The organism is Actinorhabdospora filicis, assembly GCF_030269765.1.
GTDB classification, from domain to species: Bacteria; Actinomycetota; Actinomycetes; order Mycobacteriales; family Micromonosporaceae; genus Actinorhabdospora; species Actinorhabdospora filicis.
Window position 1 is genome coordinate 789443 of the sequence record NZ_BSTX01000002.1, and the last position, 26376, is coordinate 815818.

Sequence of the window (26376 nt, forward strand, 5' to 3'; positions counted from 1 at the left end):
GCATGAGAGGCCGCACTGAGTGGTGCGTGCCCGGGCGAACAGGCCGACACTCATGAGGGAGTGGAAGCCACGTCGGTGATGTGGGGCGTTCAAGACACCTGGAGCTCGGCCGATGATGCTTCGATGAGCTGGACGGTCTACGGAGATCCTATGCGCAGAAATTCACCATAGATTCGATGCAGCAGAACTGCGTACCGATGATGGGTGTCGACGACTTCTCACTCGTCGGAGGCCATGCCTTCGCCGAATCGTTCCAGGCGGGAGATGACCTCTTCGAGCAAGCCCATGACGTCCGCCCTGCTCGGTTTGAAGACCCCCTCGTCGACAAAAAGGATCACCTGGGTCGTATGTTCGTCGGCGAGGGCCAGGTCGCCGTGAACGAGCGCGAGGTTCTCTCCTGCACGCAACACCTTCTCGCCGCGGCGTAGATCGGGAAACGGCAAGGATCGCCAGAGGGCGTAGCTCTCCATGAAATCCGACAACGACTCGTCCTCTCAGTAGTCGGCGCCGTCCTGTTACGGGTTCGGGGGTGCCGGGGATTAAGGCAGTTCGTGGGGCGAGGCCGGGGTTCGTCCGCGCAGGTGATCGGTATCGTCGAACGCCCACCCACAGGAGATCACCATGGACGGCCACCCCCACCTCGAACCCTGGCGGCACGAAGCCGGAGTCCTCCGCTCCTGCGGCCGAGAGTCGTGTCACGCGGGGGGCAGACCGCGCGACAGATGCTGCGATCCGCCGAGGACGTGACCCTGGCTCGGAACGCGGATGCGAGTCATCCGTCGGTGTTCGCCGGGCCATCATGATCGCACTCGCCGGGCTGTTCGACGCGGCGATCAAGATCGAGATCACCCTCACCGAGCAGCGCCTCACCCTGCATTCTCCCGACCCGCGATCCAGCGGCTGCCGTTTGTGCAAGTCGGTGGGAGTGTGCGACCAATACGGGCCCATCGCCCGCCAGGTCGGGGACCTGCGCCGCGAGCGCGATGCCAGGGCCAACCACCGGGCTGCCTAGACCCTTCCACCGCGCGCTGGCATCCGCTTCCCCGGATAGCCGCCAACGCGCCCCTCCGCCGAGCCGTCGGCGGAGGGAAACGGGCCAGCTCCCATCCCCCCCGGGCCTTCCTCCCTACACAGAGGACACCACCGCACCGGGCCCGGCTACCCGGCGGGAGCTCGTGACCTCTCTAGCCACAGCGGTCGCAGAAGCTCATCCCGCACGACCAGGAAACCCGATCCGACACCGCGAAAGGAACCGATTGTGGACCGCCGCGACTTCGACCAATGGGCCGTCACCACCGACCGTGACGCTCAACGCCGCCTGCTGGAGACCCGCCCCCTGACGCTGCGCCGCCTCGCCACCCAGGTCCACGCCCTCGGCCTGCGCCCCGACCCCGCCAAAGGCCACGGCGACAAGGTCATGGTCACCGGCGTCTACGGCGGCGCCCCCGTCGTGATCTGGCAACCGGGCCCGCACCCGGAAAACGTCTACGACCGGCCGCTCGAAGCCCCACCTGAGGTCCTCGCCGACCTCATGATCAAGGCCGACGAGCTCGACACCCGCGCCCTCACCCGCCATGTCCTCGACCTCGGCCTCACACCACCCACAGAACCCGCCGGATACCGAGGCTGGGAAGTCGTCCTCGCTGGCACCGAAAACGACGAAGACGACTACGACATGGCCCTGTGGTGGAGCGGCCCCTACTGCGATCACGGCTGCGAGGAGGACCAAGCCGACACCGACTACCGCGTCACCACCGACACCGCCACCAACCAACAGCTACTCATGGGACTGGTCCGCGCCTACTCGCCCGAAACCTACGCGGAAGAGCTGCGTGCGGTGGGCTACACGCCACCCGAGACCGCCTTCGACGTCAAGTGGGTCGTCCGCGCCGAACCCGACCCGTGGACCCGGCCGCCGGTACACCACTGGCTCGAATGGCGACCGATCTCCCTGTTCTGGCCACCATTCGACCAGGCAGCCGGCAGCTAGCCGGACGGTGACCCGCAATCATCCAGGTTCGTAAGACGATGGGTGACGACAACCGCCCCCCGAGGCACCCACCGCTCCAAGTTCCACAGCGCCTATCTCGTGCCCGTTCCTGTGCTTCTCGCCGGGGCCATCTTCCCCATCGAGGCGTTCATCGTCCACATGAACGGCGTTGGCTGGGCCAACACACCACTGGCCTACATGGACGTCAACACCTGCCCGCATTGCCGCGATCGCCCTGGCTGTGGGACTGGTCGCCGCGACGATCGTGCCCGCCGAGGCTTACTACGCACACGCCTACGGCAACGGAGGCCTCATCGCATACGCCACCACCGCCGACGGCATCCTCCGCGCGGCGAAGAACACTCTGCTCGCTTTGGCGTGCGCGCTCCTCGCAGCCAGGCTCGCCCTACGTGGCCTCCGCTCCTCCAGCCCCACGAATGGACAACAGTGACGACACCTGATGGCTCACCTCAGCGGAGCTAGGCCGACCCATCCATCCAAAGCTGAGTGGAATGCTGGACACCGCGGCTCGTCCTGCCTTTCGGTTAGGCTGCTGGCCGGACCGGACGAGGACGGAGCGGATGAGGGACGACACCGAGGGCGTCATCGCGTCCTTGACGAAGCTGTCCGCCGCGCTGCGCGCCAGCGGCACCGCGATCGATGATCCGTTGGCCGCCCTGGCGGCGGAGAGCGCCGACTCCAGCCGCGATGAGCTGTCGGCCGCCATCACACAGGCGGGGCAAGCGGCAGACGAGTCCGGAGGCGCCGCCATCGACCTCGACGAGGCCGCCACCGCGCTCCGCTCCTACCTGGACCACGTGTACTGACATGGGCTGGCTGGAGGTACGCGCGACCATCGATGCGGCGATCGAGGCTCTGGACGGTCTGGCCGCGACAACGGCGGAGTACTCGGGCGACGCCGACCGGATCGGCTCGCACATCGACGAGCTGTACGGCGGCTCGAACAACGAACTGCCGCACACGGCCCGAGACCACACCGCCTCGGCCGCCGACCGCGCCGGTGAGGCCGCGACGGGATACCGGCAGGCCGCGCAGCTGTGCCGGGACTACCTGGCCGCGGTCGACCCGGACGGCGCGGCCGGTTCGGTCACCGGCCTCGCTGTCCCGGCTGCCGGCGGACCGGCGAAGGGCGGGCACGGACCCGCCGGTTCCCCACCGGCCCGGCAGGCCGTCTCCGACGTGTCCCGGGGTCGCAGCCATGTCTTTCCCGAGCAAGGCCCCAAGGGGCTCGCCGATCTCACCACCCGCGATGACGGGATCATCGCCCTGCGGTCGGAGTGGATGGACGCGGGCGGTCACGCACGGCTGCGGCACGGTGGCGTGGTCACCGAGCAGCAGCTCAAGGACAGAGCGATGTACGGCAAGGACCCGGTCAACGGTAGTCGTACCGACTGGGAAACCGGCGGTACCCATCTGCCGGTCCGTAACGCCACCGCGTTCACCACGGACTCCGACCTGGTCTTCGCCGAGGCCGCTGTCTGGAACTCGAAGGAAGGGCGGGCGGTGATAAAGGATGCCGAGGCCAACGGCGACTTCCGTGCCTCGGTGCGGGTGCCCGCGTCGGCGATATTCGGCCCGGACTTCAGGCAGCATGTCCGTGGACAGACTCGTATCGGCAGCGAGAACAACCCTCAGGGCGCGGACCCGACCCAGTTCACCGACACCGCGAGTGTCATGGCGGTGTACAGGCGTGAGAATGAGAACTCGCCTTGGGTCGCCTACACCTGCTACCCAAAGCCATGATCGGCGCTCAGAGAGGACGAGGGATGTACGAGTTGAGCGATCGGCTCAAGAAGGTGCTCGAAACCTACAACATCGACGGTGACGTCGGTGTCGACGACCTCGCCCACGACGCTGCACTGCCGTCCAAAGCATGGCTCGGGACCGAGTTCGAGGAAGCGCTCAGGGCGGGCGCGTTCACCACTGAGACCTGGGGCGACGTCTGTTACAACGGTGGCCTTGACGAGGATCAGGCATACATCGTTGACCGTGATCTGCGCCTGTTCTGGCAGGCCATCAACCCCGACCGCCCCTACCCACCCGACGAGCAGTGATTCTGCGCTGGCGGTCACCCGGTCCGGGAACTGCCGCCCGATCCGAGTGGTCGCGTGCCGGCATTCGTTGTACAGACGTCACCGCATGGTCACACCGCCGCACTCGGGTGCGTGAAGCCGTTCTCCGGTGACTTGAGGTTCTTCAGATCTGTTGGCATGTCGAGCATGCCCGGCCTGGCGGGGAAGAAGGCGTTCCGCTGCGTGCCGCTGCCGTCCTTGGCGGTGAGCGTGTTCTGCCGGACCACGTTCGAGTTCTCCGAGAGTTTCCCGGCCGCCGCCTGTTCCATGTCCAGGATGGTCTGCTTCCGCTTGTTCAGTGCCTCTGTCATCTTCGCGAGTACACCGTCCACATCGGATGCCAAGAGGTCGATCTCGTGCGGGTCGGCGATGAGCTTCGCGCCACCGGCCCAGGCGGCGTTGCTGACGCCCGCGATGATGGTCCACGCGGCGACGGCGGAGGGGCCGCCGAGAAGGCCGCCCGATCCGACGGTGGCGACACCGGCGGCGATCGTCGCGGCACCGGCGATCAGGCCGAAGGCGATGTTGAGGGCGTCGTCGCTGCAGCCACCGCCGGTCTTGCCGGCTTCGATCGACTCGATGGCGATCTCGGTCTTCCTGGCGATGTCTCCCAGGGTTTCGCGTCCGGCGCCGTAGATGTCGCGCGCGGCGACGATCGCCTGGTACAGGGTGTCGGCGATCAGCGCCTGGCGACGGGAGATGTTGGGGATCTCGCCGAGGTAGGCCTGGAAGCCGTCGGCGAAATGGCCGCTCCAGTCATTGGTGTAGCCCATGGTCAAACGAATCGGCTGGTCGACCGCGCCGGTGCCCTTCGCCAGGGGCGCGGGCGTGTTCGGTGGAAGCCCGCCGGCCGGGTCGGGTGCCTTCTCGACGTTCACGAAGCCCTCGGTCAGCTTCTGCGCGGTCGCCACGAACGCGTCGAAGTCGCGGGGTTCGGGACGCAGGTAGCGTTCGAACTCCCCTGGAATCCACCAGTACGCCGACTCCAGGGCGGCCCAGTCCGCCTTGGTGCCGAGGTATCGGTCGTCCTTCCCGACACCGTAGACGCCGTACTTGCCCTTGGGCTGGTGGCCGCTGGTCATACCCGTCGTCTGGTCCTTGGAGGACTGGCCCGCCCAGGCGCTGTCGGGGCTTCCCAGCGGGATCATCAGGAGTTCCTTCTCTCCCTTGACCCGGATCGCGGCCGCCTTGACCTTCTCCGCCAGTGCCTTGATCTCCGCCTGCGTCGGTCCGTACTTGACGCCACCCATGTCAGCCGCCCGGTGTTCCGTAGTAGTTCTTACCGCCGGTGTCGTAGTTCGGGTTGCCCTTCAGGGGATCCCGGACACTGTCGTCGGCGTGCGGACGGCTGCCGGGGTCCACGACCGTGCGGTCGCGGAAGTCGCCGCCGTGTTCGCCCGTCTTCCCGTCACCGTCGAGGTCCTGACCGGGTTGCTCGGGCACCTGCGTGTATCCGTCGATCGTGGCGTCGGCGGCCGCCTTGACGTTCTGCGCGTTCATCCCGTCGACGTGACCGAAGGACTCCCGCACCTTGTCGAGCACATCGCAGACCTCGTAGAGGTTCTCCGCCGACAGGGTCATGACGTCCTGGAACTCGTCACGCAACTCCGTCCACGCCCTGAACAGAGCGCCGTTCGCCGAATAGGTGCCGTTGTAGAGCGTGTCGTTGAAGGCGCTCTCGTGCGCCTGTGTCGCGGTGGCCTTGTTCGCCATCGTCACGTACTGCCGGGCGGCCTCGGGAATCAAGACGTGGGCGCACAACCACAGCTGTCCCAGCTCCATTCCGAGCAGGTTTTCCTTGTCGGTCATGCCTGGCTCCTCTAGACGTGGGTTCTATGCCGTTTCCGGCGGGCGCAGACCCAGGTGCTCCCGTTGCAGGGCGTTGATCTTGCTGTTGTGATCGTTGATGACCAGGTCGACGAGGCTGGTGATCTCGCCGCAGAACTCGGCCTCCGACAGGTGCTGCTGGGTGCCGTCCTTGACGTGTACGTCCCAGCGCAGCAGCCCGACCGCCTCGGCGCGCACACATTTGCGCGGTGACATCGCCGAGGCGACGAGTTCGGCCCGCGCCCGCTTGTATCTGCGGCGCTCGGGGTACTCATCATCGCTTGTGGACTTACCCGACGCGCCGGCCACATCCGTGATGATCTTGCTCAGGCCGCGCCGGTATCCCGTCCACACCAATGGACCCAGCTGCGAGAGCTGGTGTTCGAGTTCGGCGCGCGCGTACTGGTCGTACACACCCGGACGGAAACGGATCTCCAGCGTGTGGCCGCCTTTGAACAGCGCCATGATGCGGTTGTCCGGGGATGTGGCACGGACGACCATCTGGCCGACCCGATCGATGATCTCGCCCATGGCGGGCTCCTTCGCGGGGAAGCGATCCTGCCTTCGCCCACTGTACGAATCCTCCGCAACACCGCTAATGGCGCCCATGGGTGAGGACGTGGAAATGCGGCCGAAAACGATCATCGAGACGCCGCCGGACCCGACGCCCCGCCAGCGCCTTCACCATGACCACCGCGGCGGCCGCGAGGAGCACCTGGGCGATGTGGTCCCCGGCGACCTGGCATGGAGCCGGCCGCTTCCGGCCACTGCTTGGAACGCGACCACTACCGGCTCACCGGAGAGCGGAGGCGCTCCCGACACCGCCTATATCCGACGGGCAAGCAAAAATCCCCAGGTCAGGTGACCTGGGGATTTGCTGGTGGACGATACTGGGATTGAACCAGTGACCCCTTCCGTGTCAGGGTTGCCCGCAAGGTGCCTTGACCTGCGCAGACGCTGGACCCGCAGGTCAACTGAGACCCTTCAGGTCGCTTGAGGATGGTCCAGAGCGGTTGACCGGCCTGTTCTGCTCGGAGCTTGATCTCGCTGGGGGTCAGGCCAGGTTGAGGCACTGACGCAGCCCAGCGGGACAGGTCGCTGCTGGCTGCAGGAGGGGCCGCATCCCTGTCGCACCAACCGATGCGATCTCTAGGGCCTGGAGACCCCCTCCGCTGCCCGTGACATGATCGGATCATGATTGATCCGAAGAGCATCAAATTGCCCGGATTGCTCCAGGATTGGTATGGATCTCCTGAAGCTCCATCAAGCCACCTGTCAAACGATCTTGCCTGGCTACCTGAGCCCTTGAGGGAATGGCATGAGCTCTCGTCTCAATGGGCGAAGCCTCTGATGACCGTCAAGCGAATGCTCCCACCTGAATCGATCACACTCCAAGACGGAAAGGCCGTCTTCATGGACGACCCAGGAGACGCAGAGTGGGCGTTCGCTCCGGATAGCCCCCTCGACGTCTACGAAGGAACGCTCTATGAGGGATGGGAGAAGTGCGCCGAGAGCCTCCCCGAATTTCTGGTGCATAATGCACTGTTCGAGGCGGGCTACAACGCCACATCACGGAGGTACTGCTATGAGGTGCCTGAGGACCTTCTGCCACAGCTTCTGACCCCAATGACGGAGGTCGCATTCGGCGGCTGGCGGTGGCCTAGTCCAGGACATCGCATCTTCATGGGTGAAGGACTTGTCGCTAACATGGGGCCGACGCAAGAAGACTCCGCCCCCTTCGGTGGCAAGCCGGGCTACGCGGACATCCAGATCGGGAGTACCGATCCTACGCTACTTTCCTACTTGGATGACATTCCCGACCTCAACTCGGTGAAAGCCGGCCTCCTCGGATGACCGAGCAAGCTGCCATATTAGGGAAACGCCCCGACAGGGCCTACCTGCCGGGGCGGCCTATTTCGTGTCAGTCCCCACCGGTAAAGTTGATGGTCCTAATACTCCTGTCACCTGCCCGATGGGTCACCCTCAGCGTTGCCCCTTTCGGCAGCCAGGTAGATAGGCCGTCGGCACAGGCCCCACGCATATAATCACCACCAATGAAGAGTTGCGCATCAATTGCGGGGGGTGGGCGGTGAAGTGGCGGTGTGTGGACTTGCACCTTCGTCGGAGACGAGCGGTCGTGGTCGTGGTCGTCGGTAATCCAGCACGACGACGAGGAGGCCACTAGATGGCCTGGACAGAGAAGCGCGGCGCCTTCTGGAGGGTTCGGTATCGAGACCAGGCCGGGGTGGTGCGGACGCTGCCGGAGAGGTACTTCGGGAAGCCTGCCGCCAACGATGCGGCTTTGGACTTGGAGTCCGATCAGCGCAGGCACGCCACCACACCCGTCGCGGTCGGCCCCGACATCCTGGCCGAGGGGCAGCCTCCCGGTCTCACCCTGGGCGAGTGGGCGGCGAAATGGCGAGAGGTGCATGCCATGGCCCCGGCCACCCGCGAGAAGGTCGATCAGTTCCTGGACGGGAAGATCCTTCCCGTCTTCGCCGAGGTGCCGCTGGAGGAGATCAAGCGCCTGCGGGTCAAGGAGTGGGCGACGGGCCTGTGCGGCCGTCACGTGCGCTCCAGCGTTGGCAGCTTCGTGACCGTGCTGCCGACGAGGGCCTGCTGGACCACAACCCACTGGTGGGCATGAGGCTGGGCAGCACCCACATCGGCAAGAGGCCCATCCGGCGGCCGGTGCTGAGCATCCAGCAACTCCTGGCCGGGGCCGAGCGCCTGGCGGAGGAGTGGGGGTATGGCCTGTGGGCGCAGGCGGTGACCGGGGCCTATACCGGGATGCGGTGGGGGGAGATCTGCGGGCTGGATCGCCGCCACTGCCACCTGGGCGGAGACGAGCCGTATCTGGAGGTCGATCCCGACCACGGGGCCCTGCACGAAGTAGGAGGGAAACTGTGGCTGGGGCCGCCGAAGTCCGAGGCCGCCGCTCGCCGCATCGATCTGCCCGGCTTCCTTGCCGGGATCCTCCAGCAGGTCATCGCCGCCCACTCCTGCGATCAGCTGTTCATCTCACCGGAAGGTGAGTGGTGGCGGCGGTCGAACTTCTCCCGCAGGATCTGGCGGCCGGTCTTCGATGGGGACACCGACCGTGACCGGGGGCCCATCGCGCAGGCGGCGACCTTCCACGGGTCACGTCACCTGCACAAGACCATCCTCGACGAACTCGACCTCCCCGAGGTCCTCGAACACGACCGCATGGGATACCGCATGAGGGGTGTCAGCGGGGTCTACTCACACGTCACGCCCCTCATGCGAGAACAGGCCCGAACCCGCCCGGAAGCACACTGGCAGACCGCCACCGCCCCGCACCGGAAGGTCGCGTGAAGACCGGTGGAACGTGGAGCACTTCGGGCGTGACCACTTTCGGCGCATTTTGGAGGTGGGGCACCGCTGCTCCAGTTTGGCTCCACGCGATTCCATAGTGGACGGGCACGCAAAAGTCCCCAGGTCAGGTGACCTGGGGACTTCTTGGTGGACGATACTGGGATTGAACCAGTGACCCCTTCCGTGTCAGGGAAGTGCTCTCCCGCTGAGCTAATCGTCCGAGGCGCGAGCGGGAATCGAACCCGCGTACAGGGCTTTGCAGGCCCTTGCCTAAGCCACTCGGCCATCGCGCCAGAGGTGGTCCGCGCGGTGGGACCGGTTTAGTGCCACCGACCGAGGTCGGTTCAGAGCGGACGACGAGACTCGAACTCGCGACCCTCACCTTGGCAAGGTGATGCGCTACCAACTGCGCTACGTCCGCATTTGCTGCTCTTTGACCGATTTCCCGGTCGGTTGCAACGAAGAGAACTTTAGCCGACGGGGGTGGGGGCCGCAAATCGGGGGTGCCATGGGGTGCCATGGGGTGTCGTGGGGCGGAGTGGCGGGTTTGGGGTGGTGGGTCCGTTGTGAGGCGGGAAGTGGGGGTGTGGGCGGGGTGGGGCTGGGAGGATGGCGGTATGGGTGAGTGGGGTGTGGCCGAGCGGGTCGATGTCGCTGGTGGGCAGGTGCTCGGGGTGCGGCGGGTGGGGGTCGGCGGTGGGGTGCCGCTGGTGCTGCTGCACGGGTTTCCGGTGGGGGCCGGGGTGTGGGCTCGGTGCGCGGCGGGCTTGGCGCGGGCGGGGTTCGAGGTCGTCGCGCCGGACCTGCGCGGGTACGGGGAGAGCCGCCCTGCCGCGGGTGGGTTCTATGACGTGGCGGCCATGTCGGGGGATGTGGCGGGGTTGTGCGACGGGCTGGGGTGGCGGCGGGTCGTGGTGGCCGCGTTCGGGCTCGGGGCGCGGGTGGCGGTGGACCTCGCCAACCGGCACGGGGCGCGGGTCGACCGCCTGGTGCTGATGAACCACTGGCCGGGTGGGGACGGCGGGGAGCCGGAGGTCTTCGGGGAGATGGGGCGGCATTCGGCCGCGCTGCTGCACCGGCTCGGGGACGGTGCCGGGCGGGTGGGGTTCGTGTCGGGGTTCCTGGGCGGGGAGCGTGGGTGGTGCCCGGAGGGCGCCTTCGGGCCCGAGGACGTCGAGGGGTTCTGCGGGGAGTACGCCGACGCCGATCGCCTCGCGGGGCTGTTCGGGGCGTTCCAGGCGGCCTCGGGGGCGCGGGAGTCCTCAGGGCCGGGCGTGGGGGAGCGGGTGGTGCGGCAGCCGGTGTTCGTGATGGCCGGGGACGCGGACGGCTCACTCGCGCCGGACTTCGCCGAGCGCTGCGGGACGGCGTACCCGGAGGTCGTGGGGCCGTTCCTCGTGCCGGGCGCGGGGCACTTCCTGCCGTGGGAGCGGCCGGTGGTCGTGGAGCGGGCGATCGCCTCGTTCTGCGCTGATCTTCGAGGGTGAGCAGTTTGCTGGGGTGAGGCATGAGAAGGGCGCGGACCACACGGTCCGCGCCCTTCTTGTGTGCTGGGGGTCTAGAGGGTCAGGGTCCAGGTGTCGATGCGGCCGGTGTCGGCCGCCGCGGCGTCCTGGACGCGCAGCTTCCACGTCCCGTTCTTGAGCTCGCTGGACAGGTTGACCGTGTAGGTCTGGTTGATGTTGTCCGCCGAGCCTCCGGCGCGGTTGTGGAGCACGTAGGTGCTGCCGTCGGGGGCGACGAGGGTGACGACGAGGTCGCCGATGTAGGTGTGGACGATGTGGACCTCGACGGTCGAGGAGGCCGAGGCGTTGCCGGCGCAGCCGGTGACCACGATGGAGCTCTCGACGGTGGTGTTGTCGGGGATGGCCACGTCGGTGCCGTTGGTGCCGCCGCAGGAGGGCGTGCCGCCGCCACCGAGGGCGAGGGTCCACGAGTTCAGGTAGCCGGTGTCGGCGGAGGCGGCGTCCTGGACGCGCAGCTTCCAGGTGCCGTTGGCGACCTCGGCGGACAGGTTGACGGTGTAGGTCTGGTCGATGTTGTCCGCCGAGCCGCCCGCGCGGTTGTGCAGCACGTAGGTGCTGCCGTCGGGGGCGACGAGGGTGACGACGAGGTCGCCGATGTAGGTGTGGACGATGTGGACCTCGACCGTGGAGGTCGCCGAGGCGTTGCCGGTGCAGCCGGAGATCACGATGGAGCTCTCGACGGTGGTGTTGTCGGGGATCGTGAGGTCGGTCCCGTTGGTCTGGGTGCATCCGGGCGGGCCGTTGACGGTGAGGGTGTAGGACGTCGACTGGGTGGTGACCGTGCCGGTACCGGTGATGGTGAGGTTGTAGGTGCCGGGGGCGGTGGCCGCGGTCGTGGCGATCGTCATCGAGGACGAGCCGCCGGAGGTGACCGTGGCGGGGCTGAAGGACGCCGTCGCGCCGGACGGGAGTCCGCTCGCCGAGAGGGTGACCTGCTGGGCGGCGCCGACCGTGGTCGTCGTCGAGACCGTCGCGGTGGCCGAGGAGCCGGGGTTGACGGTGCCGGAGCCCGGGCTGACGGCGATGGAGAAGTCCTGCGTCGGCGGCTGGATGTTGCCGACGTAGAGGAGCTTGTTCGGCGAGCCGGTGCCGGCGCCGCCGACGACGCCGTTGGTGGCGTCGTTGACCAGCTTGTCGCGGACCTGCTGGGGGGTGTAGCCGGGGTTGGCGGTCAGCACGAGGGCGGCGGCGCCGGTCACGTGCGGGGTCGCCATCGAGGTGCCGGAGATGGTGTTGGTCGCGGTGTCGCCGCTGCCCCACGCGGAGGTGATGTCGCGGCCGGGCGCGAAGATGTCCAGGCAGGTGCCGATGTTGGAGAAGTCGGACTTGGCGTCGTTGCTGTCGGTGGCGCCGACGGTGATGGCGTTGGGCGTGCTGGCCGGGGACTTCCCGCAGGCGTCGGCGGAGTAGTCGTTGCCGGCGGCCACGGCGAAGGAGACGCCGTCGGCGATGGCGGCGGTGACCGCGTCGTTGGTGCCCTGGTCGAAGGAGCCGCCGAGGCTCATGTTCGCCACGGCGGGCGCCCCGGCCTGGTGGTCGGAGGTGACCCAGTCGATGCCGGCGATGACCTGGGCGTTGGTCCCGGAGCCGGAGCAGTTGAGGACGCGGACGCCGACGATGGTGACGGTCTTGGCCACACCGTAGGTGGTGCCGCCGACGGTGCCGGCCACGTGCGTGCCGTGACCGTGGCAGTCGGTGGCGTCATTGTCGTTGTCGATGGTGTCGCGCCCGGAGATGGCGCGCCCGCCGAAGTCGGTGTGGGTGAAACGGACGCCGGTGTCCACGATGTACGCCTTCACACCCGAGCCGGTGTTGGGGTACGTGTAGGAGTTGTTCAGCGGCAGCGCCCGCTGGTCGATGCGGTCCAGGCCCCAGGACGGTGTCGGGGACTGGGTGCCGGTGAGGTGGACGGTGCGGTTCTGCTCGACGTACTTGACCATCGGGTTGGCCGCGAGCCGGGAGGCGGCCTGCTCCGGCATGGTCACCGAGAAGCCGCGCAGGGCGGCGGAGTAGGTGAAGCCCACCGTGCCGCCGTAGCGCGACGAGAGGTCGGCGGCGGTGGCCGTGACGTTGGTGGCGGTGACGCCCATGCCGTCCTTGAGGACGACGACGTAGGAGTTCGCGACGGCGTCGGAGGCTCCCGCGTAGCGGATGTCGCCGGTGGGCTCGGTGGCGAGGGCGGGTGTGGCGAACGCGGCGATGGCCGCCGTGGCCGTGCCGAGTAAGGCCAGGCGGGCCAGTAATCGCGTGGTGCGGTTCATGGTCGGATTCCTCCCTGTGGGCACCCCTCGGGCAGGGGTGGAACGCCAGTGGGGGTGCCGGATGGTGTGGCGAGGACGCGGTACCGGCCGATCGGCGCGGGTACCGCCGGGCTCCCTAAGCGGAGGACGGACGACACGGAGAGGGAGTGCGGTCCCGGCGTGCGCGAAGAGGTGTTCCGGGACATCGAAACCCCTCTCCGAAAACGGGCGTGCCGACTCCGGTGGGAGACCGGAACGGGGAAGCGTTACCCCGGTGTAGGCAGATTGGCCTAAGAAGACCCGGTCGTCAAGGGTCATAGGAGGGGTTCTGCCGGTGGCGCAACCGGAGTGGGCGCGGCGGTGTTCATGAGACCGTCCGCCGATCTTGAGGAGCCATGGTGTCCCTGCCCCGCCGCGTTCTGGCCGTGTACTTCTTCCTGACCGGGACCCTGTTCGCGCTGTGGGGCGCCACCCTCGCCGCCACCGACGCCCGCCTCGGCCTCGGGCCCGGGCGCCTGGGCACCGTCCTGCTCGCCATGAGCCTGGCCGCGATCGCCACCGTCCCCCTGGCCGGACGCGCCGCCGCCCGCTGGGGTTCCTGCCGCACCGTGCGCACCGCCGCACCGGCGGCGGCCGTGGCGATGGCCGGGCCCGCGCTGGCCTGGGACCACCTCTCGCTGCTGGCCGCGGCGGTGGTGCTGGGGGCGATGTCGGGGGCGATGAACGTCGTCCTGGGGCTGCGCGCGGTGGAGACCGAGCGCGCCACCGGCCGCCCGCTGATGGGCCGGATGCAGGGACTGTGGACGCTCGGCTCGGTCGCCGGGGCCGGTGCGGTCACGATCGCCTTCCACCTGGGCGCGGGCGCGCGGGCCGTCCTCGTCGCGGGCGGGCTGCTGCTGGCCGCGCTGTACATCGCCGTCGCGGGGCCGGGTGGCGGGCGGGCCTCGGCGGTCGCGCCACCGCCGGTCACCGCCGGTACCGGGCGCGGCGTGCGGCTGGTGGTGCTGGGGGTGATCGGGGCCTCGGCGTTCGTGGTGGAGGGCGCGGCGGCCGACTGGGCCGGGGTGCACGCCGCCACGGTGCTGGGCGCGTCCCCCGCGGCGGCGTCGCTGGCCTACACGGTCTTCTGCGTGGCGATGACGGGCGTGCGCTTCGCCGGGGACGCCCTGCGCGCCCGGCTCGGGGCCGCGCGCACCGTCCGCGCCGCCGGGGCCACCGCCATCGGCGGCCTCACCCTGGTGCTGGCCTCACCGGCTCTCGGGACGCCCGCCGCGCTGATCGGCTGGGCCGTGGCCGGTGCCGGTGTGGCGATGGTGTGGCCGGTGGTGGCCAGCGCGGCCGGGGACGAGGGCGGGCTGCCGAGGGTCTCGGCGATCGGCTACGGCGGCGGACTGGCCGGACCGGCGCTCATCGGCGGGCTCGCCGAGGCGGCGACGCTGCCGGTGGCGCTGCTGCTCCCGGCGGCGCTGGCGGTGCTCATCGCCCTGGCCGCGCCGCCGGTGCTGCGTCCGGGCCGCTCAGGCCTGCCCGGTGTCGAAGCGGCTCACGCGGCCGTCTGAGACCGTGAAGCGCCACGTGGTGTCCATCTCGCCCCAGGCGTCGTTGCGGTAGCGCGCCTGGAGCGCCAGGCCGTCGCCGCTCTGCTCGTCGACGGTCATGTGCCCGTTGGCGCCGAAGATCTCCCGGTCGGCCCAGGCCGACAGGTTGCGGTCGGTGCCGTCGTCGGACATCGTCGCGTCCGTCGTCAGCGCGTCCCGGAAGGCCGCCCGGTCCCCGGCGTTGACCGCCTGGACGAAGGCCCGCACGGCCGGATCGGTGAGCTCGTCGATCGGGATCATCTGCATCCACCCCCGAGCGGGAGTCTAGGCCCGCGCGCCCGCCTCGGGGGCGGTCTCGGCGATCACGACCGTGCCCGCGCCGCCGTCGACGGTCAGCACCTGGCCGGTGGTGATCGACTCGGTGGCGTCGCGGACGCCGACGACGGCCGGGATCCCGTACTCGCGGGCCACCACCGCCCCGTGGCTGTTGGCGCCGCCCATCTCCATGACGAGGGCCCCGGCGGTCAGGAACAGCGGTGTCCAGCCCGGATCGGTGGAGGGCGCCACCAGGATCTCCCCGGGCTCCAGATGGGCGCCGACGGGGTCGAGGACGACGCGGGCCCGGCCGGTCACCACACCCGCCGAGGCGGGTGTCCCGGCCAGCGAACCGTCGGGCGCGGGCTCGTGCGGCGGTTCCGGCTCGGTCCCGTCGGACAGCAGGACGCGCGGCAGGCGACGCCGCCGCAGCTCACGGGCGTAGTCCTCGCGCCGCTCGGCGACCACCGCCCGCAGGTCCACATCGGACTCCAGCAGGCCGGGGTCGAGGAAGAACACGTCGCCGGGGGCGTCGATGCGGCCCTGGGCGGCGAGGCCGGCGCCGATCGCGGCGATCTCCCGGCGCGCGGCGGCCAGCACCGTCACGAACCAGAACTTCGGGTACTCCCGCAGCCCCGCCAGCTCCCGGGTGCGGCCCAGCGCGAAGCGCACCAGGCGTCCCCGGACCGGCCCGCAGCGTCCCGACAGCTCGGTGATCATCGCCGTGGCCTCCCGCTCGCCGCGGGCGAAGACGGCGTCGGGGGAGTGGGCGCCGGCGTCCAGGCGCAGGTAGTTGGCCAGGACACCGAGGATGTGCGCCGGATCGTCGGACCAGCGCGGCATCCCGAGGTCGATCTCGGCGATCGCGCGGTCCCCGTAGACGGCGAGGAAGCCCGCCAGGGCCGTCGCCAGCGCGGGCGGCATCGGGCCGTTCCGGCCGGTGAGCCAGGCGGCCGAGGCGGCGTCCTGGCGCAGGCTCGCGGCCACCCGCCACAGCTCCAGGTCCATTTCGGTGGTGATGTTGTGGGGGAGGGCGCGCAGGACGACCGGCAGCTCACCGGGACGGGCGCGCCCGCCGAGGAGCTTGGCGGCCAGGCCGAACATGGCGAACCCGGCCCCGGCGGCCGGGATCACGTGCGGGACGACGCCGGCGAACATCCCCGACAGGGCGGCCTCGGCGTGCGCGAGCCGCTCTTGCGGGCTCGATCCGGCGGGCGCGGGGAGCCGCTGGAGCAGCGCGCGGTGGTCGGCGTGGGCGCGCTCGCGGGCCCTGGCGGGGCGGGCGATGGCGCCCAGGACGCGCCAGGGGACGCCGGTGCGCAGGGCCGCGCGGGCGACGCGGGCGGCGGTGCGGCGTCCCGAGCCGCCGATGACGGCGAAGGCGGGATCGGCCAGGACCACGCGGAAGGCGGCGGCCGAGCGGGCCTCCATGACGTCGAGCATGCGCGGCAGGATCCGCCGCCCGATGGGGTTGCGCAGCGCCGCCGTCGCGTCGGCCATGATGCGCCCGGCCGACACCCCGAAGGCCGGTGCGCCCCCGCGTCGCGGGAAGCTGAAACCGAACAGGCGCGCGGCTCCGGCGGTGACCACGCGCATCGCCGCCACGCCCATCGGCGTGAAGGGCCGCAGGACGCCCTGGGCGACATTGACGTTGAGGAACGCGCGCGTGCCGGGACGCATGTTGTCCGGCAGCGGGTAGAGCGTGGTGATCGGGCGCGCCTGCGTCAGCCACGGCGTCCCGTCGCCGTCGATCGCCCACTCGGTGTCCTGCGGGGAGCCGTAGTGGTCCTCGGTGGCGCGGCCGAGGGCGGCCAGCGCGGCGATCTCGGCGTCGTCCAGGCAGGCACCGTCCGTAGCGGAGGCGACCGTCTCGGTGCCGCCGCCGGGCAGCGAGCGGATCACGGTGGCCTTGTCGCCCAGGCGGCGCTCGATGATCCGCCCGCCGGGGGAGATGACGAAGTGGTCGGGGTTGACCGCGCCGGAGACCACCGACTCGCCCAGGCCGGGCGCGGCGTCGATGACGATCTGGCCGCGGCGGCCGGTGACGGGGTCGGCGGTGAACATGACTCCGGCGACGCGGGACTCGACCATGCGCTGGACGACCACGGCCAGGCGCACCGAGTGGTGGCCGACGTCATTGGCCTCGCGGTAGGCCACGGCCCGGTCGGTCCACAGTGACGCCCAGCAGCGGCGGACGGCGTCCAGCACGGCCTCGGGCCCGATGACGTTGAGGTAGGTGTCCTGCTGCCCGGCGAAGCTGGCGGTGGGCAGGTCCTCGGCGGTGGCCGAGGAGCGCACGGCCACGGGCCCGTCGGCGGTGGCCCGGATCGCCTCGGCGATGTCGCCGGGGACGGGAGCTGCGGCCACGATCGCGCGGGCCCGCGCGGCCAGGTCGTCGGGGTGCTCGGCGAGGAGGGCGTCGAGGCGGTCGCCGACGACGAGGGTGTAGGCGGCGGTGGTGACGCAGACGCCGGGCGGGACGGGCAGCCCGGCGCGGGTGAGGACGCCGAGGTTGGCCGCCTTGCCGCCGACGAGGCGGTGCAGGCCGGGCTCGATGCCGGTGAAGGGGAGGACGAGCGGATCGGGCATGGCCCCTCCGGGGATGGATGGAATTCATCACCTGTTGAGTTCCACGTTAGATGAATTCCGGGCCCGGAGCCATGGGCGCGCGTGAATGTGACCGCGGTCATGGCCCGGACACGCCGAGACCGCCCGCGGCCGGTGGGCGACACTGATCCACATGACCCCCGACCCCGCGCTCACCGGCGACCTGCCCGTCCGCGACGCGCTCCCCGCCCTCGCCGAGGCCCTCGACGGCGACGGCGCGGCGGTCCTGGTCGCCCCACCCGGGTCCGGCAAGACCACCCTCGTCCCGCTCTGGCTGGCCGACCGCCTCGACGGGCGCGTCATCGTCGCCGAGCCGCGCCGGGTCGCCGTCCGCGCCGCCGCCCGCCGCATGGCCCACCTGACCGGCACGCCCGTCGGCGACCTCGTCGGATACCGCCACCGCGGCGAGACCCGCGCCGGCCCGCGCACCCGCGTCGAGGTCGTCACCACCGGCGTCCTGGTCCGCATGCTCCAGCGCGACCCTGAGCTGCCCGGCGTGGCCGCCGTCGTCATCGACGAGTGCCACGAGCGCCACCTCGACACCGACCTGGCCATCGCCTTCACCGCCGACGTCCGCGCCAACCTGCGCCCCGAGCTGCGGCTGCTGGCCACCTCGGCCACCGCCCAGGCCGAGCGCCTGGCCACCGTCCTCGGCGGCGCGCCCATCGTCACCGCACACGTCGCCCCGCACCCGCTCACCCTCAAGTGGCGCCCGCCCGGCCGCGTCCTGGACGCACCCCACGGACTGCGCGTCGACCCCCGCTTCCTCGACCACGTCGCCACCGTCGTGCGCGACGCCTGGGACGAGGAGACCGGCTCCATCCTGGTGTTCCTGCCCGGCGCCGGCGAGATCGAGGCCGTCCGCCGCCGCCTCCCCGGCATCCCCGCCGCGATCCTGCACGGCGGGCGCAGTGATCAGGACGAGGCGCTACGGCCCTCCGCCCGCCGCGTCGTCCTGGCCAGCGCCGTCGCCGAGAGCAGCCTCACCGTCCCCGGCGTCTCCGTCGTCGTCGACGCGGGCCTCGCCCGCGTCCCCCGCGTCGACCACGCACGCGGCCTGGGTTCCCTGGCCACCGTCCGCGTCTCCCAGGCCGCGGCCGACCAGCGCGCCGGACGCGCCGGACGCGAGGGACCCGGCACCGCCTACCGCTGCTGGGACGAAGGCGAGCGCCTCGCCGCGTTCCCCGAACCCGAGATCGCCGTCGCCGACCTCACCGCCTTCGCCCTCGAACTCGCCTGCTGGGGCGAGCCCACCGGCGCCGGACTCGCCCTCCCCGACCCGCCACCGGCGGCCGCCCTCGACGTGGCCACCGGCGTCCTGAGCGCCCTCGGCGCCGTCGACGGCGACCGCGTCACCCCGCGCGGGCGCGCCATCGCCGCCGTCGGGGCCCACCCGCGCCTTGCCCGCGCCCTCCTCGACGGCGCGCCACACGTCGGCGGTGAGCGCGCCGCCGGGATCGTCGCCGTCCTGTCCGGCGACCACCGCGGCAGCGACGACCTGGCGGCCCTGTGGCGATCGGTGCGCACCGACCCCGCCTGGCGCGCCGAGTCCCGCCGCCTGCGCGCCGCCGTCAGCGACCACCCGCGCGGCCCGCTGTCCGACGACCTCGCCGCCGGGCTCGTCACCGGCCTGGCCTACCCCGAGCGCATCGCCCGCGCCCGCGGCGGCGCCTACCTCATGACCGGCGGCACCGCCGCCGAACTCGCCCCCGGCACCGCCCTGACCGGCGCCGCATGGCTGGCCGTAGCCGACGCCGCCCGCCAGCCCGGCCACCGCAACGCCCGTGTCCGCCTCGCCGCCGTCATCGACGAGGCCACCGCCCGCGAGGCCCACGGGCCACCCGTCACCACCAGCGCCGTCACCTGGGACGGCGACGTGACCGCCCGCGAGACCACCCGCCTGGGCGCCATCGTGCTGAGCGAGAAACCCCTGCGGAACCCCGATCCGGCGCTGGTCGCCGCCGCCCTCGCCGAGGGACTCGCCAAGGAGGGCCTGGGCCTGCTGGGCTGGGACGCCGACTCGCGCGGCGTCCGCGACCGCCTCGCCTTCCTCCACGCCGTCCTCGGCGAGCCGTGGCCGGACGTCTCCGACGCGGCACTCCTGGCCCGCGCGGCTGAATGGCTGGGACCCGAGCTCGCCCGCGCCCGCCGCCGCGGCGACCTGGCCGCCGTCCGCCCCGGCCAGGCCCTGCGGCGGCTGCCGCCGTGGCCGGAGGCCGGGCGCTTCGAGGAGCTGGCGCCCGAGCGCATCGAGGTCCCCACCGGATCGCGGATCCGCCTGGACTACACCGACCCCGGCGCGCCGGTGCTGGCGGTCAAGGTCCAGGAGGTCTTCGGCTGGACCGCCACACCCCGCGTGGCCGGCGGGCGCGTCCCCGTCGTCCTGCACCTGCTGTCACCGGCCGGGCGGCCCGCCGCCGTCACCGGCGACCTGGCCTCCTTCTGGGGCGAGGGCTACCGGCAGGTCCGCGCCCAGCTGCGCGGACGCTACCCGCGCCACCCATGGCCGGAGGACCCCGCGAACGCCGAGCCGACGAGGCGGGCCAAACCGCGCGGGACCTAGCCCGCCTGCGAGGATGGGCCGATCACCGGGCACCGGGAGGACGATCATGCTGATCGGGACGCGCACCGGGTTCGGCCTGGACTTCCACATCGAACGCGATCCCGGGCTGCTGTGCGCCGACATCTTCATCGGCGGGCTCCACGTCAACACATGGGACAACGCGTTCTACCCGCCGCTGCTGGTCAGGTGCCTCACCGAGGAGGCCGCCCGCTTCGGCGCCCCCGCCGAGCCCGTGGCGGGATTCACCTCACCGCGGGAGGCCTTCGGCCTCGCCGAGCACGCCGCCTACGACGACGCCACCGGGCGCGCCGATCTCGTACGGTGTGCGTTCCTGGAGTGGGGCGAATGCACCGAGGAGGTGACCGCCTTCGCGTTCCCCGACGGCGACCGCGTCCACCTGGCCTGCCGCGTCCGCGACGGCGGCGGCCCCGCCTGGGGCACACCCGCCCGCGACGAGCCGACCGTGGCCTCGGTGAGCCGGATCGCGCTCGCCGAAACCCTCGCCGCCGCCCTCGCCGTGGCCGAACGCGAATGGGCGGTGCGGCTCGCCGCCATCAAGGCCCGCGACTAGCGCCGCGCGCTCAGCAGCCACCGCCAGCGCGGCAGCTCGGTGACCACCGCCGCCGCGCACAGCGCCCACACCGCGATCGCCGTCCACAGTGGCCACGCCACCCACGACGCCACCGCCGCCACGGCGATGTGCAGCGCCACCAGGCCGATCGTCACCACGCCGGGAACGGCGACGATCACCTGCTTCTTGTCCCCGGGCGTGGCGAAGACCGTCGGCAGGCCGATGAGGACCAGCACCGAGGCGACCGCCAGCGGGATCGAATGGGACGCCAGGGACCAGGGCGCGGCCGTCCAGGCGACCAGCTCCAGGAGGAACCGGACCGGCGGGACGCCCTTGGGGGCGGGTGAGGACGCGGACATGCCCGGAAGCCTCGCACGGCGATTCAGGGCGGGGTATGCGGACCACCGACCTTCCACTATGGACGCCCAGGTGGTCAAGGCGTAATCGCCCGTGCGGGTGAACGATTTCCGAACTGTTGTCGTGACATTGACACATACGGCGCGTCATTTACCTTGGGTCCGTATCTTCACGTTACCTTTCACGCCACGGAATCTCATGCTCGCCGATAGTCATGGAGGGCCGCGTTTCCGTGACGGGGGGACCACCACCGTTCCATCAAGAGGGGATCGCATCGTGACCGAGCTGGCCGACCAGGGCGTGACGATCGAAGTCGAACGCGCCCAGCTGAGCCTGAGCACCGCAGCCGCCCGCAACCTCGCCACCACCACCAAGTCCGTTCCCCAGATGCAGGGCATCACCTCCCGCTGGCTGCTGAAACTGCTGCCGTGGGTGCAGGCCGACGGCGGCGCCTACCGCGTCAACCGCCGCCTCAGCTACGCCGTCGGCGACGGGCGGGTGACCTTCACCAACGTCGGCGCCGACGTCCGCGTCATCCCCGAGGAACTGTGCGAACTGCCGCTGCTGCGCGGCTACACCGACCACTCGGTCCTCTCCGCGCTCGCCTCGCGCTTCGAGCAGCGCGAGTACCAGCCCGGCGACGTCATCGCCGAGGCCGGGCGTCCCGCCGACGAGGTCTACCTGATCGCGCACGGCAAGGTCAACAAGATCGGCGCCGGCGAGTACGGCGACGAGACCGTCCTGGGCACCCTCGCCGACGGCGCCTACTTCGGCGAGCAGGTCCTGTCCGGCGAGGACGCCGGGGCCTGGGACTACACCGTCAAGGCCGTCACCCCCGTCACCGTCCTGGCGCTGCGCTCGCAGGCCCTGCGGGAGATGAACGGGCACTCGGAGTCCCTGCGCGCCCACATCGCCCAGGTACTGGCCGGGGCCGGGCGTCCCCAGAACGACCACGGCGAGGCCGAGATCTCCCTGTCGGCCGGACACGAGGGCGAACACGACCTGCCCGGCACCTTCGTCGACTACGAGCTGGAGCCCCGCGAGTACGAGCTGAGCGTGGCGCAGACCGTCCTGCGCGTCCACAGCCGCGTCGCCGACCTCTACAACAAGCCGATGGACCAGATCGAGCAGCAGCTGCGGCTGACCATCGAGGCCCTGCGCGAGGCGCAGGAGCACGAGCTGATCAACAACCGCGAGTTCGGTCTCCTCCACAACGCCGACCTCAAGCAGCGCATCCACACCCGCAGCGGCCCGCCCACCCCCGACGACCTCGACGAGCTGCTGTCGACCGTGTGGAAGGACCCCGGGTTCTTCCTCGCCCACCCGCGCGCCATCGCCGCCTTCGGCCGCGAGTGCAGCAAGCGCGGCCTCTACCCGTCCAGCGTCGACATCGGCGGCCACCGCCTGCCCGCCTGGCGCGGCATCCCCATCTACCCGTGCAACAAGATCGGCGTCTCGGCCACCCGCACCAGCTCGATCCTGCTGATGCGCACCGGCCAGGACGCCCAGGGCGTCATCGGCCTGCACCAGACCGGCCTGCCCGACGAGTACGAGCCCGGCCTCAACGTCCGCTTCATGGGCATCAACGAAAAGGCCGTCATCTCCTACCTCGTCAGCGCCTACTACTCGGCGGCCGTCCTGGTCCCCGACGCCCTCGGTGTCCTGGACAACGTCGAGATCGGGCGGGAAGGCTAGATCGAGTGGCCGCGCAGCCGTTCACGCTCCCCGACTTCTACATGCCGTATCCCGCGCGGCTCAACCCGAACGTGGAGGCCGCGCGGGCCCACACCCTGGCGTGGGCCTACGAGATGGGCATGCTCGGGCCGGTCAAGGACGGCGAGGTCGTGTGGACCGAGGCGGAATTCCAGGGGATGGACTATGCGGGCCTGTGCGCCTACACCCACCCCGACGCCCCGGCCGGCACCCTCGACGTCGTCACCGACTGGTACACCTGGGTCTTCTACTTCGACGACCACTTCCTGGACGCCTTCAAACGCACCGGCGACCTCGCCGGAGCACGCGCCTACCTCGACCGGCTGGCCACCTTCATGCCCGCCGACCCCGGCGACATGCCCGAGCCGGCCAACCCCGACGAGCGGGGCCTGGCCGACCTGTGGCGGCGCACCGTCCCGCACATGTCCGCCGGCTGGCGCGAGCGCTTCACCGAGAGCACCCGCAACCTGCTCCTGGACTGCGTATGGGAGCTGGCCAACATCAACAGCGGCCGCATCCCCAACCCCATCGACTACATCGAGATGCGCCGCAAGGTCGGCGGCGCGCCCTGGTCGGCCGACATCGTCGAGTACTCCCTGGGCGTCGAGGTGCCCGCCGCGGTGGCCCGCAGCCGCCCGCTGCGGGTCCTCAAGGACACCTTCTCCGACGGCGTGCACCTGCGCAACGACATCTTCTCCTACCAGCGCGAGACCGAGAGCGAGGGCGAGGTCAACAACGGCGTCCTGGTCGTCGAGCGGTTCTTCGGGATCCGCCCGCAGGAGGCCGCCGACCTCATCAACGACGTCCTCACCTCACGCCTGCACCAGTTCGAGAACACCGTGCTCACCGAGCTGCCCGTCCTGTTCGCCGAGACCGGGCTCGCCCCCGGGGAGCAGGCGCAGGTCCTCGCCTACGCCAAGGGCCTGCAGGACTGGCAGTCCGGCGGGCAGGAATGGCACATGCGCTCCAACCGGTACATGAACGGCGGCGGGCCCAAGGACACCGTCCTGGGCGGGCCCACCGGGATCGGGACATCCGCCCTGCGCGGGCTCCTCAAGGGACTCACCGACGGCGCCCGCTCCTTCACCCACGTCCCCTACCAGAAGACCGGGCCGCTGCCGCGACCCGGCTTCCCGCTGCCCTTCCCCGTCACCGTCAACCCGCACGTCGACGTCGCCCGCCGCGACAGCGTCGAATGGGCCGGGCGGATGGGCTTCTACGACCCGCTGCCCGAGGGCGGCGGGCGTCCACTGTGGTCACGCCGCGACAACGAGGGCTTCGACTTCGCCCTCTGCTCGGCCGGACTCGACCCCGACGCCACCGCCGCCGAGCTGACCATCTCGGCACAGTGGCTGACCTGGGGCACCTACGGCGACGACTACTTCCCGGCGGTCTTCAACAACGCCCCCGGCGGACTGGCCGCCGCCAAGGCCATGGTCGCCCGGCTCCTGGAGTTCACACCCCGTAAGCCCGGACCCACCCCGCACCCGATCCACCCGCTGGAGAACGGGCTGGCCGACCTGTGGACGCGCACCACCGCGTCCATGAACACCACGGCGCGCGGGCGATTCCACTTCGCCGTCGCCGACATGCTCGACTCCTGGGCCTGGGAGGTCGCCAACGCCCAGCAGCACCGCATCCCCGACCCGGTGGACTACCTGGAGACCCGCCGCCGCACCTTCGGCTCACCGCTGACCATGGAACTGGCCAAACTCGGCAACTGCCCCGACGTCCCGCCGGAGCTGTTCGCCACCGGCACCATCCGCGGCATCGAGGACTCCGCCGCCGACTGGGCCTGCATCCTCAACGACATCTACTCCTTCCAGAAGGAGATCGAGTACGAGGGCGAGGTCCACAACTTCGTCCTCGTCGTGCAGAACTTCTTCGACAGCGACCGCGAGCACGCCCTCGCCGTGGCCGTCGACCTCATGAACGCCCGCCTCGGCCAGTTCCAGCGCATGGTCGCCGACGAGCTGCCCGTCCTCTTCGACGTCGAAGGACTCGACGCCGCCACCCGCGCGGCACTCACGTCCTATGTGGGCGAACTCAAGGACTGGATGGCCGGCATCAAACTCTGGCACGCCGAGACCAGCCGCTACCGCGTGGAGGAGCTGCGGCCCTTCTTCGGCGGCCGCCGCGGCCTGGGCACCTCAGCGCTCCGGGCCTTCACCCGGCCCACCGCACCGCACGAACCGGGACCGCCCACGCGGTTCCCGGCCGGACCACGCGGCCTCGGCACCACCGGTGCCCGGCCCGCCGTCCGCACCCATGACACCACGACCACCGGGAGCCTCCTGTGACCATCACACCGACCGAGCACGAGGCCCAGCAGCTCAGCCTGAGCACACGCGCGGCCCGGAACCTGTCCAGCACCACCAAGTCCACACCCCAGATGCAGGGCATCTCACCCCGGTGGCTGCTCAAGATGCTCCCCTGGGAACAGGTCGACGGTGGCACCTACCGCGTCAACCGGCGCCTCACCTACACCCTCGGCGACGGCCGCGTCAGCTTCACCACCACCGGCGCCGAGATCGCCGTCATCCCCGCCGAACTGCGCGAACTGGCCGCCCTGCGCGACTTCGACGACGAGGCCACGCTGGCCGCGCTCGCCGGGCGCTTCACCCAGCGCGAGTACGAGCCCGGCCAGGTCATCGCCGAGTTCGGCAACCCCGTCGACCAGGTCCACCTCATCGCCCACGGCAAGGTCCAGGAGACCGGCACCGGCGAGTTCGGCGACCAGGTCGTGCTCGGCACCAGCGGATCCGGCGAGTTCTTCGGCAACGCCCTCCTCCTGGGCGGCGGCGCCGACGACGGCGCCATCTGGGAATCGACCCTCAAGGCCCGCACACCCGTCACCGTCCTGTCGCTGACCCGCGCCGACTTCGCCGCCCTCGTCGAGCGCAGCCCACTGCTGCGCGCCCACCTGGAGGCCGTCCGCGCCGCCGGCGGCCCCTCGGTCTCCAAGCACGGCGAGGCCTCCATCGACCTGGCCGCGGGCCACGACGGCGAGTTCGACCTGCCCAGCACCTTCGTCGACTACGACCTCACACCACGCGAGTACCAGCTCTCGGTCGCCCAGACCATGCTGCGCATCCACACCCGCGTGGCCGACCTCTACAACAAGCCGATGAACCAGACCGAGCAGCAGCTGCGGCTCACCATCCAGGCCCTGCGCGAGGCCCAGGAACACGAGCTGATCAACAGCCCCGACTTCGGTCTCCTCCACAACGCCGACCTCAAACAGCGCATCCACACCCACTCCGGGCCCCCGACCCCCGACGACATGGACGACCTGCTCGCCCGCCGCCGCAAGACCGCGTTCTTCCTCGCCCACCCGCGCGCCATCGCCGCCTTCGGCCGCGAATGCAACGCCCGCGGGATCTACCCCGAGCCGACCGTGCTCGACGGGAAGGTCGTCCAGGCGTGGCGGGGCGTCCCGCTGCTGCCCAGCGACAAGATCCCGGTCAGCGCCACCGGCACCAGCTCCATCCTGGCCATGCGCGTGGGCCTCAAGGACGAAGGCGTCATCGGGCTCACCCAGACCGGGCTGCCCGACGAGGTCGAACCCGGCCTCTCGGTGCGCTTCACCGGCATCGACGACAAGGCCATCGCGTCCTACCTGGTCTCGGCCTACCACTCGGCGGCCGTGCTGGTACCGGACGCGCTGGGAGTGCTGGAGCACGTCGAGATCGGCCGCTGA

The 26376-nt window shown here is 70.7% G+C and carries 24 protein-coding genes and 3 tRNA genes; 16 read left to right on the forward strand and 11 right to left on the reverse strand.

Features of this window, described 5'->3' with window-relative positions:
• Positions 1-218 precede the first annotated feature (218 nt).
• Positions 219-482: a hypothetical protein gene (locus QSK10_RS16455; RefSeq protein ID WP_285663702.1), complete on the reverse strand. Its 264-nt coding sequence runs from the start codon at positions 480-482 to the stop codon at positions 219-221.
• A gap of 317 nt (positions 483-799) precedes the next feature.
• Between QSK10_RS16455 and QSK10_RS16460 the strand changes: the two genes are divergently transcribed.
• From QSK10_RS16460 to QSK10_RS16485, 6 genes are all read left to right on the forward strand, one after another.
• Complete coding sequence (locus QSK10_RS16460) at positions 800-1012, forward strand: hypothetical protein (RefSeq protein WP_285663703.1); 213 nt, start codon at positions 800-802, stop codon at positions 1010-1012.
• Between the two features lie 246 nt (positions 1013-1258).
• Positions 1259-1990 (forward strand): hypothetical protein, encoded by a 732-nt coding sequence (locus tag QSK10_RS16465; protein ID WP_285663704.1) that lies wholly within the window; start codon positions 1259-1261, stop codon positions 1988-1990.
• Positions 1991-2231: 241 nt separating this feature from the next.
• A complete protein-coding gene (locus QSK10_RS16470) occupies positions 2232-2441 on the forward strand; it encodes a hypothetical protein (protein WP_285663705.1) in 210 nt (69 codons plus the stop codon).
• Positions 2442-2571: 130 nt separating this feature from the next.
• The gene (locus QSK10_RS16475; protein WP_285663706.1) at positions 2572-2817 is read left to right on the forward strand and encodes a hypothetical protein; all 246 of its coding nucleotides are present in this window, start codon (positions 2572-2574) and stop codon (positions 2815-2817) included.
• A 1-nt stretch (position 2818) separates the two neighbouring features.
• Entirely contained in the window at positions 2819-3754 is a 936-nt protein-coding gene (locus tag QSK10_RS16480) for a hypothetical protein (protein ID WP_285663707.1), read from the forward strand.
• A gap of 23 nt (positions 3755-3777) precedes the next feature.
• Positions 3778-4065, forward strand: a complete 288-nt coding sequence (locus QSK10_RS16485) for a hypothetical protein (protein ID WP_285663708.1) — start codon at positions 3778-3780, stop codon at positions 4063-4065.
• Positions 4066-4154: 89 nt separating this feature from the next.
• Here the strand turns inward: QSK10_RS16485 and QSK10_RS16490 are convergent, their stop codons facing one another.
• The 3 genes from QSK10_RS16490 to QSK10_RS16500 are packed head-to-tail and all read right to left on the reverse strand — an operon-like array spanning position 4155 to position 6441.
• Positions 4155-5333 (reverse strand): hypothetical protein, encoded by a 1179-nt coding sequence (locus QSK10_RS16490; protein WP_285663709.1) that lies wholly within the window; start codon positions 5331-5333, stop codon positions 4155-4157.
• 1 nt (position 5334) lies between these two features.
• Entirely contained in the window at positions 5335-5892 is a 558-nt protein-coding gene (locus QSK10_RS16495) for a hypothetical protein (RefSeq protein WP_285663710.1), read from the reverse strand.
• 24 nt (positions 5893-5916) lie between these two features.
• Complete coding sequence (locus tag QSK10_RS16500) at positions 5917-6441, reverse strand: hypothetical protein (RefSeq protein ID WP_285663711.1); 525 nt, start codon at positions 6439-6441, stop codon at positions 5917-5919.
• 663 nt (positions 6442-7104) lie between these two features.
• Between QSK10_RS16500 and QSK10_RS16505 the strand changes: the two genes are divergently transcribed.
• The 3 genes from QSK10_RS16505 to QSK10_RS16515 all read left to right on the forward strand — a co-directional run bounded on the left by QSK10_RS16505 (position 7105) and on the right by QSK10_RS16515 (position 9246).
• Entirely contained in the window at positions 7105-7764 is a 660-nt protein-coding gene (locus tag QSK10_RS16505; protein WP_285663712.1) for a hypothetical protein, read from the forward strand.
• 331 nt (positions 7765-8095) lie between these two features.
• Positions 8096-8557 carry a hypothetical protein gene (locus QSK10_RS16510; RefSeq protein WP_285663713.1) on the forward strand — a complete coding sequence of 154 codons (462 nt, stop codon included), beginning with the start codon at positions 8096-8098 and terminating at the stop codon, positions 8555-8557.
• On the forward strand, positions 8554-9246 hold the full coding sequence (locus tag QSK10_RS16515) for a site-specific integrase (protein WP_285663714.1): 693 nt from the start codon (positions 8554-8556) through the stop codon (positions 9244-9246). The genes QSK10_RS16510 and QSK10_RS16515 overlap by 4 nt, the downstream gene beginning before the upstream one ends.
• Before the next feature lie 145 nt (positions 9247-9391).
• Here QSK10_RS16515 and QSK10_RS16520 read toward each other — a convergent pair.
• From QSK10_RS16520 to QSK10_RS16530, 3 genes are all read right to left on the reverse strand, one after another.
• A tRNA-Val gene (locus QSK10_RS16520) sits at positions 9392-9466 on the reverse strand.
• 1 nt (position 9467) lies between these two features.
• Positions 9468-9539, reverse strand: a tRNA-Cys gene (locus tag QSK10_RS16525).
• Positions 9540-9594: 55 nt separating this feature from the next.
• Positions 9595-9667: transfer RNA gene (locus QSK10_RS16530), tRNA-Gly, on the reverse strand.
• Between the two features lie 196 nt (positions 9668-9863).
• Here QSK10_RS16530 and QSK10_RS16535 point away from each other — a divergent pair.
• Positions 9864-10733 (forward strand): alpha/beta fold hydrolase, encoded by an 870-nt coding sequence (locus QSK10_RS16535; RefSeq protein ID WP_285663715.1) that lies wholly within the window; start codon positions 9864-9866, stop codon positions 10731-10733.
• 71 nt (positions 10734-10804) lie between these two features.
• Here the strand turns inward: QSK10_RS16535 and QSK10_RS16540 are convergent, their stop codons facing one another.
• The gene (locus QSK10_RS16540; protein ID WP_285663716.1) at positions 10805-13033 is read right to left on the reverse strand and encodes a proprotein convertase P-domain-containing protein; all 2229 of its coding nucleotides are present in this window, start codon (positions 13031-13033) and stop codon (positions 10805-10807) included.
• 374 nt (positions 13034-13407) lie between these two features.
• Between QSK10_RS16540 and QSK10_RS16545 the strand changes: the two genes are divergently transcribed.
• Positions 13408-14571 carry an MFS transporter gene (locus QSK10_RS16545; RefSeq protein ID WP_285663717.1) on the forward strand — a complete coding sequence of 388 codons (1164 nt, stop codon included), beginning with the start codon at positions 13408-13410 and terminating at the stop codon, positions 14569-14571.
• Here QSK10_RS16545 and QSK10_RS16550 read toward each other — a convergent pair.
• Both QSK10_RS16550 and QSK10_RS16555 read right to left on the reverse strand, forming a co-directional pair.
• The gene (locus tag QSK10_RS16550) at positions 14530-14850 is read right to left on the reverse strand and encodes a nuclear transport factor 2 family protein (RefSeq protein WP_285663718.1); all 321 of its coding nucleotides are present in this window, start codon (positions 14848-14850) and stop codon (positions 14530-14532) included. The genes QSK10_RS16545 and QSK10_RS16550 overlap by 42 nt on opposite strands.
• 24 nt (positions 14851-14874) lie before the next feature.
• Complete coding sequence (locus QSK10_RS16555; RefSeq protein WP_285663719.1) at positions 14875-17454, reverse strand: PEP/pyruvate-binding domain-containing protein; 2580 nt, start codon at positions 17452-17454, stop codon at positions 14875-14877.
• A 151-nt stretch (positions 17455-17605) separates the two neighbouring features.
• Between QSK10_RS16555 and hrpB the strand changes: the two genes are divergently transcribed.
• Both hrpB and QSK10_RS16565 read left to right on the forward strand, forming a co-directional pair.
• Entirely contained in the window at positions 17606-20035 is a 2430-nt protein-coding gene (gene hrpB / locus QSK10_RS16560) for an ATP-dependent helicase HrpB (protein ID WP_285663720.1), read from the forward strand.
• Between the two features lie 46 nt (positions 20036-20081).
• Entirely contained in the window at positions 20082-20606 is a 525-nt protein-coding gene (locus tag QSK10_RS16565) for a hypothetical protein (protein ID WP_285663721.1), read from the forward strand.
• Here QSK10_RS16565 and QSK10_RS16570 read toward each other — a convergent pair.
• Entirely contained in the window at positions 20603-20965 is a 363-nt protein-coding gene (locus tag QSK10_RS16570) for a hypothetical protein (RefSeq protein WP_285663722.1), read from the reverse strand. The genes QSK10_RS16565 and QSK10_RS16570 overlap by 4 nt on opposite strands.
• A 274-nt stretch (positions 20966-21239) precedes the next feature.
• Here QSK10_RS16570 and QSK10_RS16575 point away from each other — a divergent pair, with 274 nt between their 5' ends.
• From QSK10_RS16575 to QSK10_RS16585, 3 genes are read left to right on the forward strand one after another with little or no spacing between them, the layout of a single operon-like run.
• Positions 21240-22658, forward strand: coding sequence for a family 2B encapsulin nanocompartment shell protein (locus QSK10_RS16575; protein WP_285663723.1), 1419 nt, complete (start codon positions 21240-21242; stop codon positions 22656-22658).
• Between the two features lie 5 nt (positions 22659-22663).
• A complete protein-coding gene (locus tag QSK10_RS16580; protein WP_285663724.1) occupies positions 22664-24976 on the forward strand; it encodes a terpene synthase family protein in 2313 nt (770 codons plus the stop codon).
• Positions 24973-26376, forward strand: a complete 1404-nt coding sequence (locus QSK10_RS16585) for a family 2B encapsulin nanocompartment shell protein (protein WP_285663725.1) — start codon at positions 24973-24975, stop codon at positions 26374-26376. Before QSK10_RS16580 ends, QSK10_RS16585 begins: the two co-directional genes overlap by 4 nt.

Excerpts from the sequence above, each read along its gene's own strand:
- QSK10_RS16570 (WP_285663722.1), bottom strand. The coding sequence starts at position 20,965 with ATGTCCGCGTCCTCACCCGCCCCCAAGGGCGTCCCGCCGGTCCGGTTC.
- QSK10_RS16480 (WP_285663707.1), top strand. The coding sequence starts at position 2,819 with ATGGGCTGGCTGGAGGTACGCGCGACCATCGATGCGGCGATCGAGGCT.
- QSK10_RS16550 (WP_285663718.1), bottom strand. The coding sequence starts at position 14,850 with ATGATCCCGATCGACGAGCTCACCGATCCGGCCGTGCGGGCCTTCGTC.
- QSK10_RS16555 (WP_285663719.1), bottom strand. The coding sequence starts at position 17,454 with ATGCCCGATCCGCTCGTCCTCCCCTTCACCGGCATCGAGCCCGGCCTG.
- QSK10_RS16460 (WP_285663703.1), top strand. The coding sequence starts at position 800 with ATGATCGCACTCGCCGGGCTGTTCGACGCGGCGATCAAGATCGAGATC.
- QSK10_RS16540 (WP_285663716.1), bottom strand. The coding sequence starts at position 13,033 with ATGAACCGCACCACGCGATTACTGGCCCGCCTGGCCTTACTCGGCACG.
- QSK10_RS16535 (WP_285663715.1), top strand. The coding sequence starts at position 9,864 with ATGGGTGAGTGGGGTGTGGCCGAGCGGGTCGATGTCGCTGGTGGGCAG.
- QSK10_RS16495 (WP_285663710.1), bottom strand. The coding sequence starts at position 5,892 with ATGACCGACAAGGAAAACCTGCTCGGAATGGAGCTGGGACAGCTGTGG.
- QSK10_RS16510 (WP_285663713.1), top strand. The coding sequence starts at position 8,096 with ATGGCCTGGACAGAGAAGCGCGGCGCCTTCTGGAGGGTTCGGTATCGA.
- QSK10_RS16500 (WP_285663711.1), bottom strand. The coding sequence starts at position 6,441 with ATGGGCGAGATCATCGATCGGGTCGGCCAGATGGTCGTCCGTGCCACA.
- QSK10_RS16565 (WP_285663721.1), top strand. The coding sequence starts at position 20,082 with ATGCTGATCGGGACGCGCACCGGGTTCGGCCTGGACTTCCACATCGAA.
- QSK10_RS16485 (WP_285663708.1), top strand. The coding sequence starts at position 3,778 with ATGTACGAGTTGAGCGATCGGCTCAAGAAGGTGCTCGAAACCTACAAC.
- QSK10_RS16515 (WP_285663714.1), top strand. The coding sequence starts at position 8,554 with ATGAGGCTGGGCAGCACCCACATCGGCAAGAGGCCCATCCGGCGGCCG.
- QSK10_RS16490 (WP_285663709.1), bottom strand. The coding sequence starts at position 5,333 with ATGGGTGGCGTCAAGTACGGACCGACGCAGGCGGAGATCAAGGCACTG.
- QSK10_RS16475 (WP_285663706.1), top strand. The coding sequence starts at position 2,572 with ATGAGGGACGACACCGAGGGCGTCATCGCGTCCTTGACGAAGCTGTCC.
- QSK10_RS16545 (WP_285663717.1), top strand. The coding sequence starts at position 13,408 with ATGGTGTCCCTGCCCCGCCGCGTTCTGGCCGTGTACTTCTTCCTGACC.
- QSK10_RS16505 (WP_285663712.1), top strand. The coding sequence starts at position 7,105 with ATGATTGATCCGAAGAGCATCAAATTGCCCGGATTGCTCCAGGATTGG.
- hrpB (WP_285663720.1), top strand. The coding sequence starts at position 17,606 with ATGACCCCCGACCCCGCGCTCACCGGCGACCTGCCCGTCCGCGACGCG.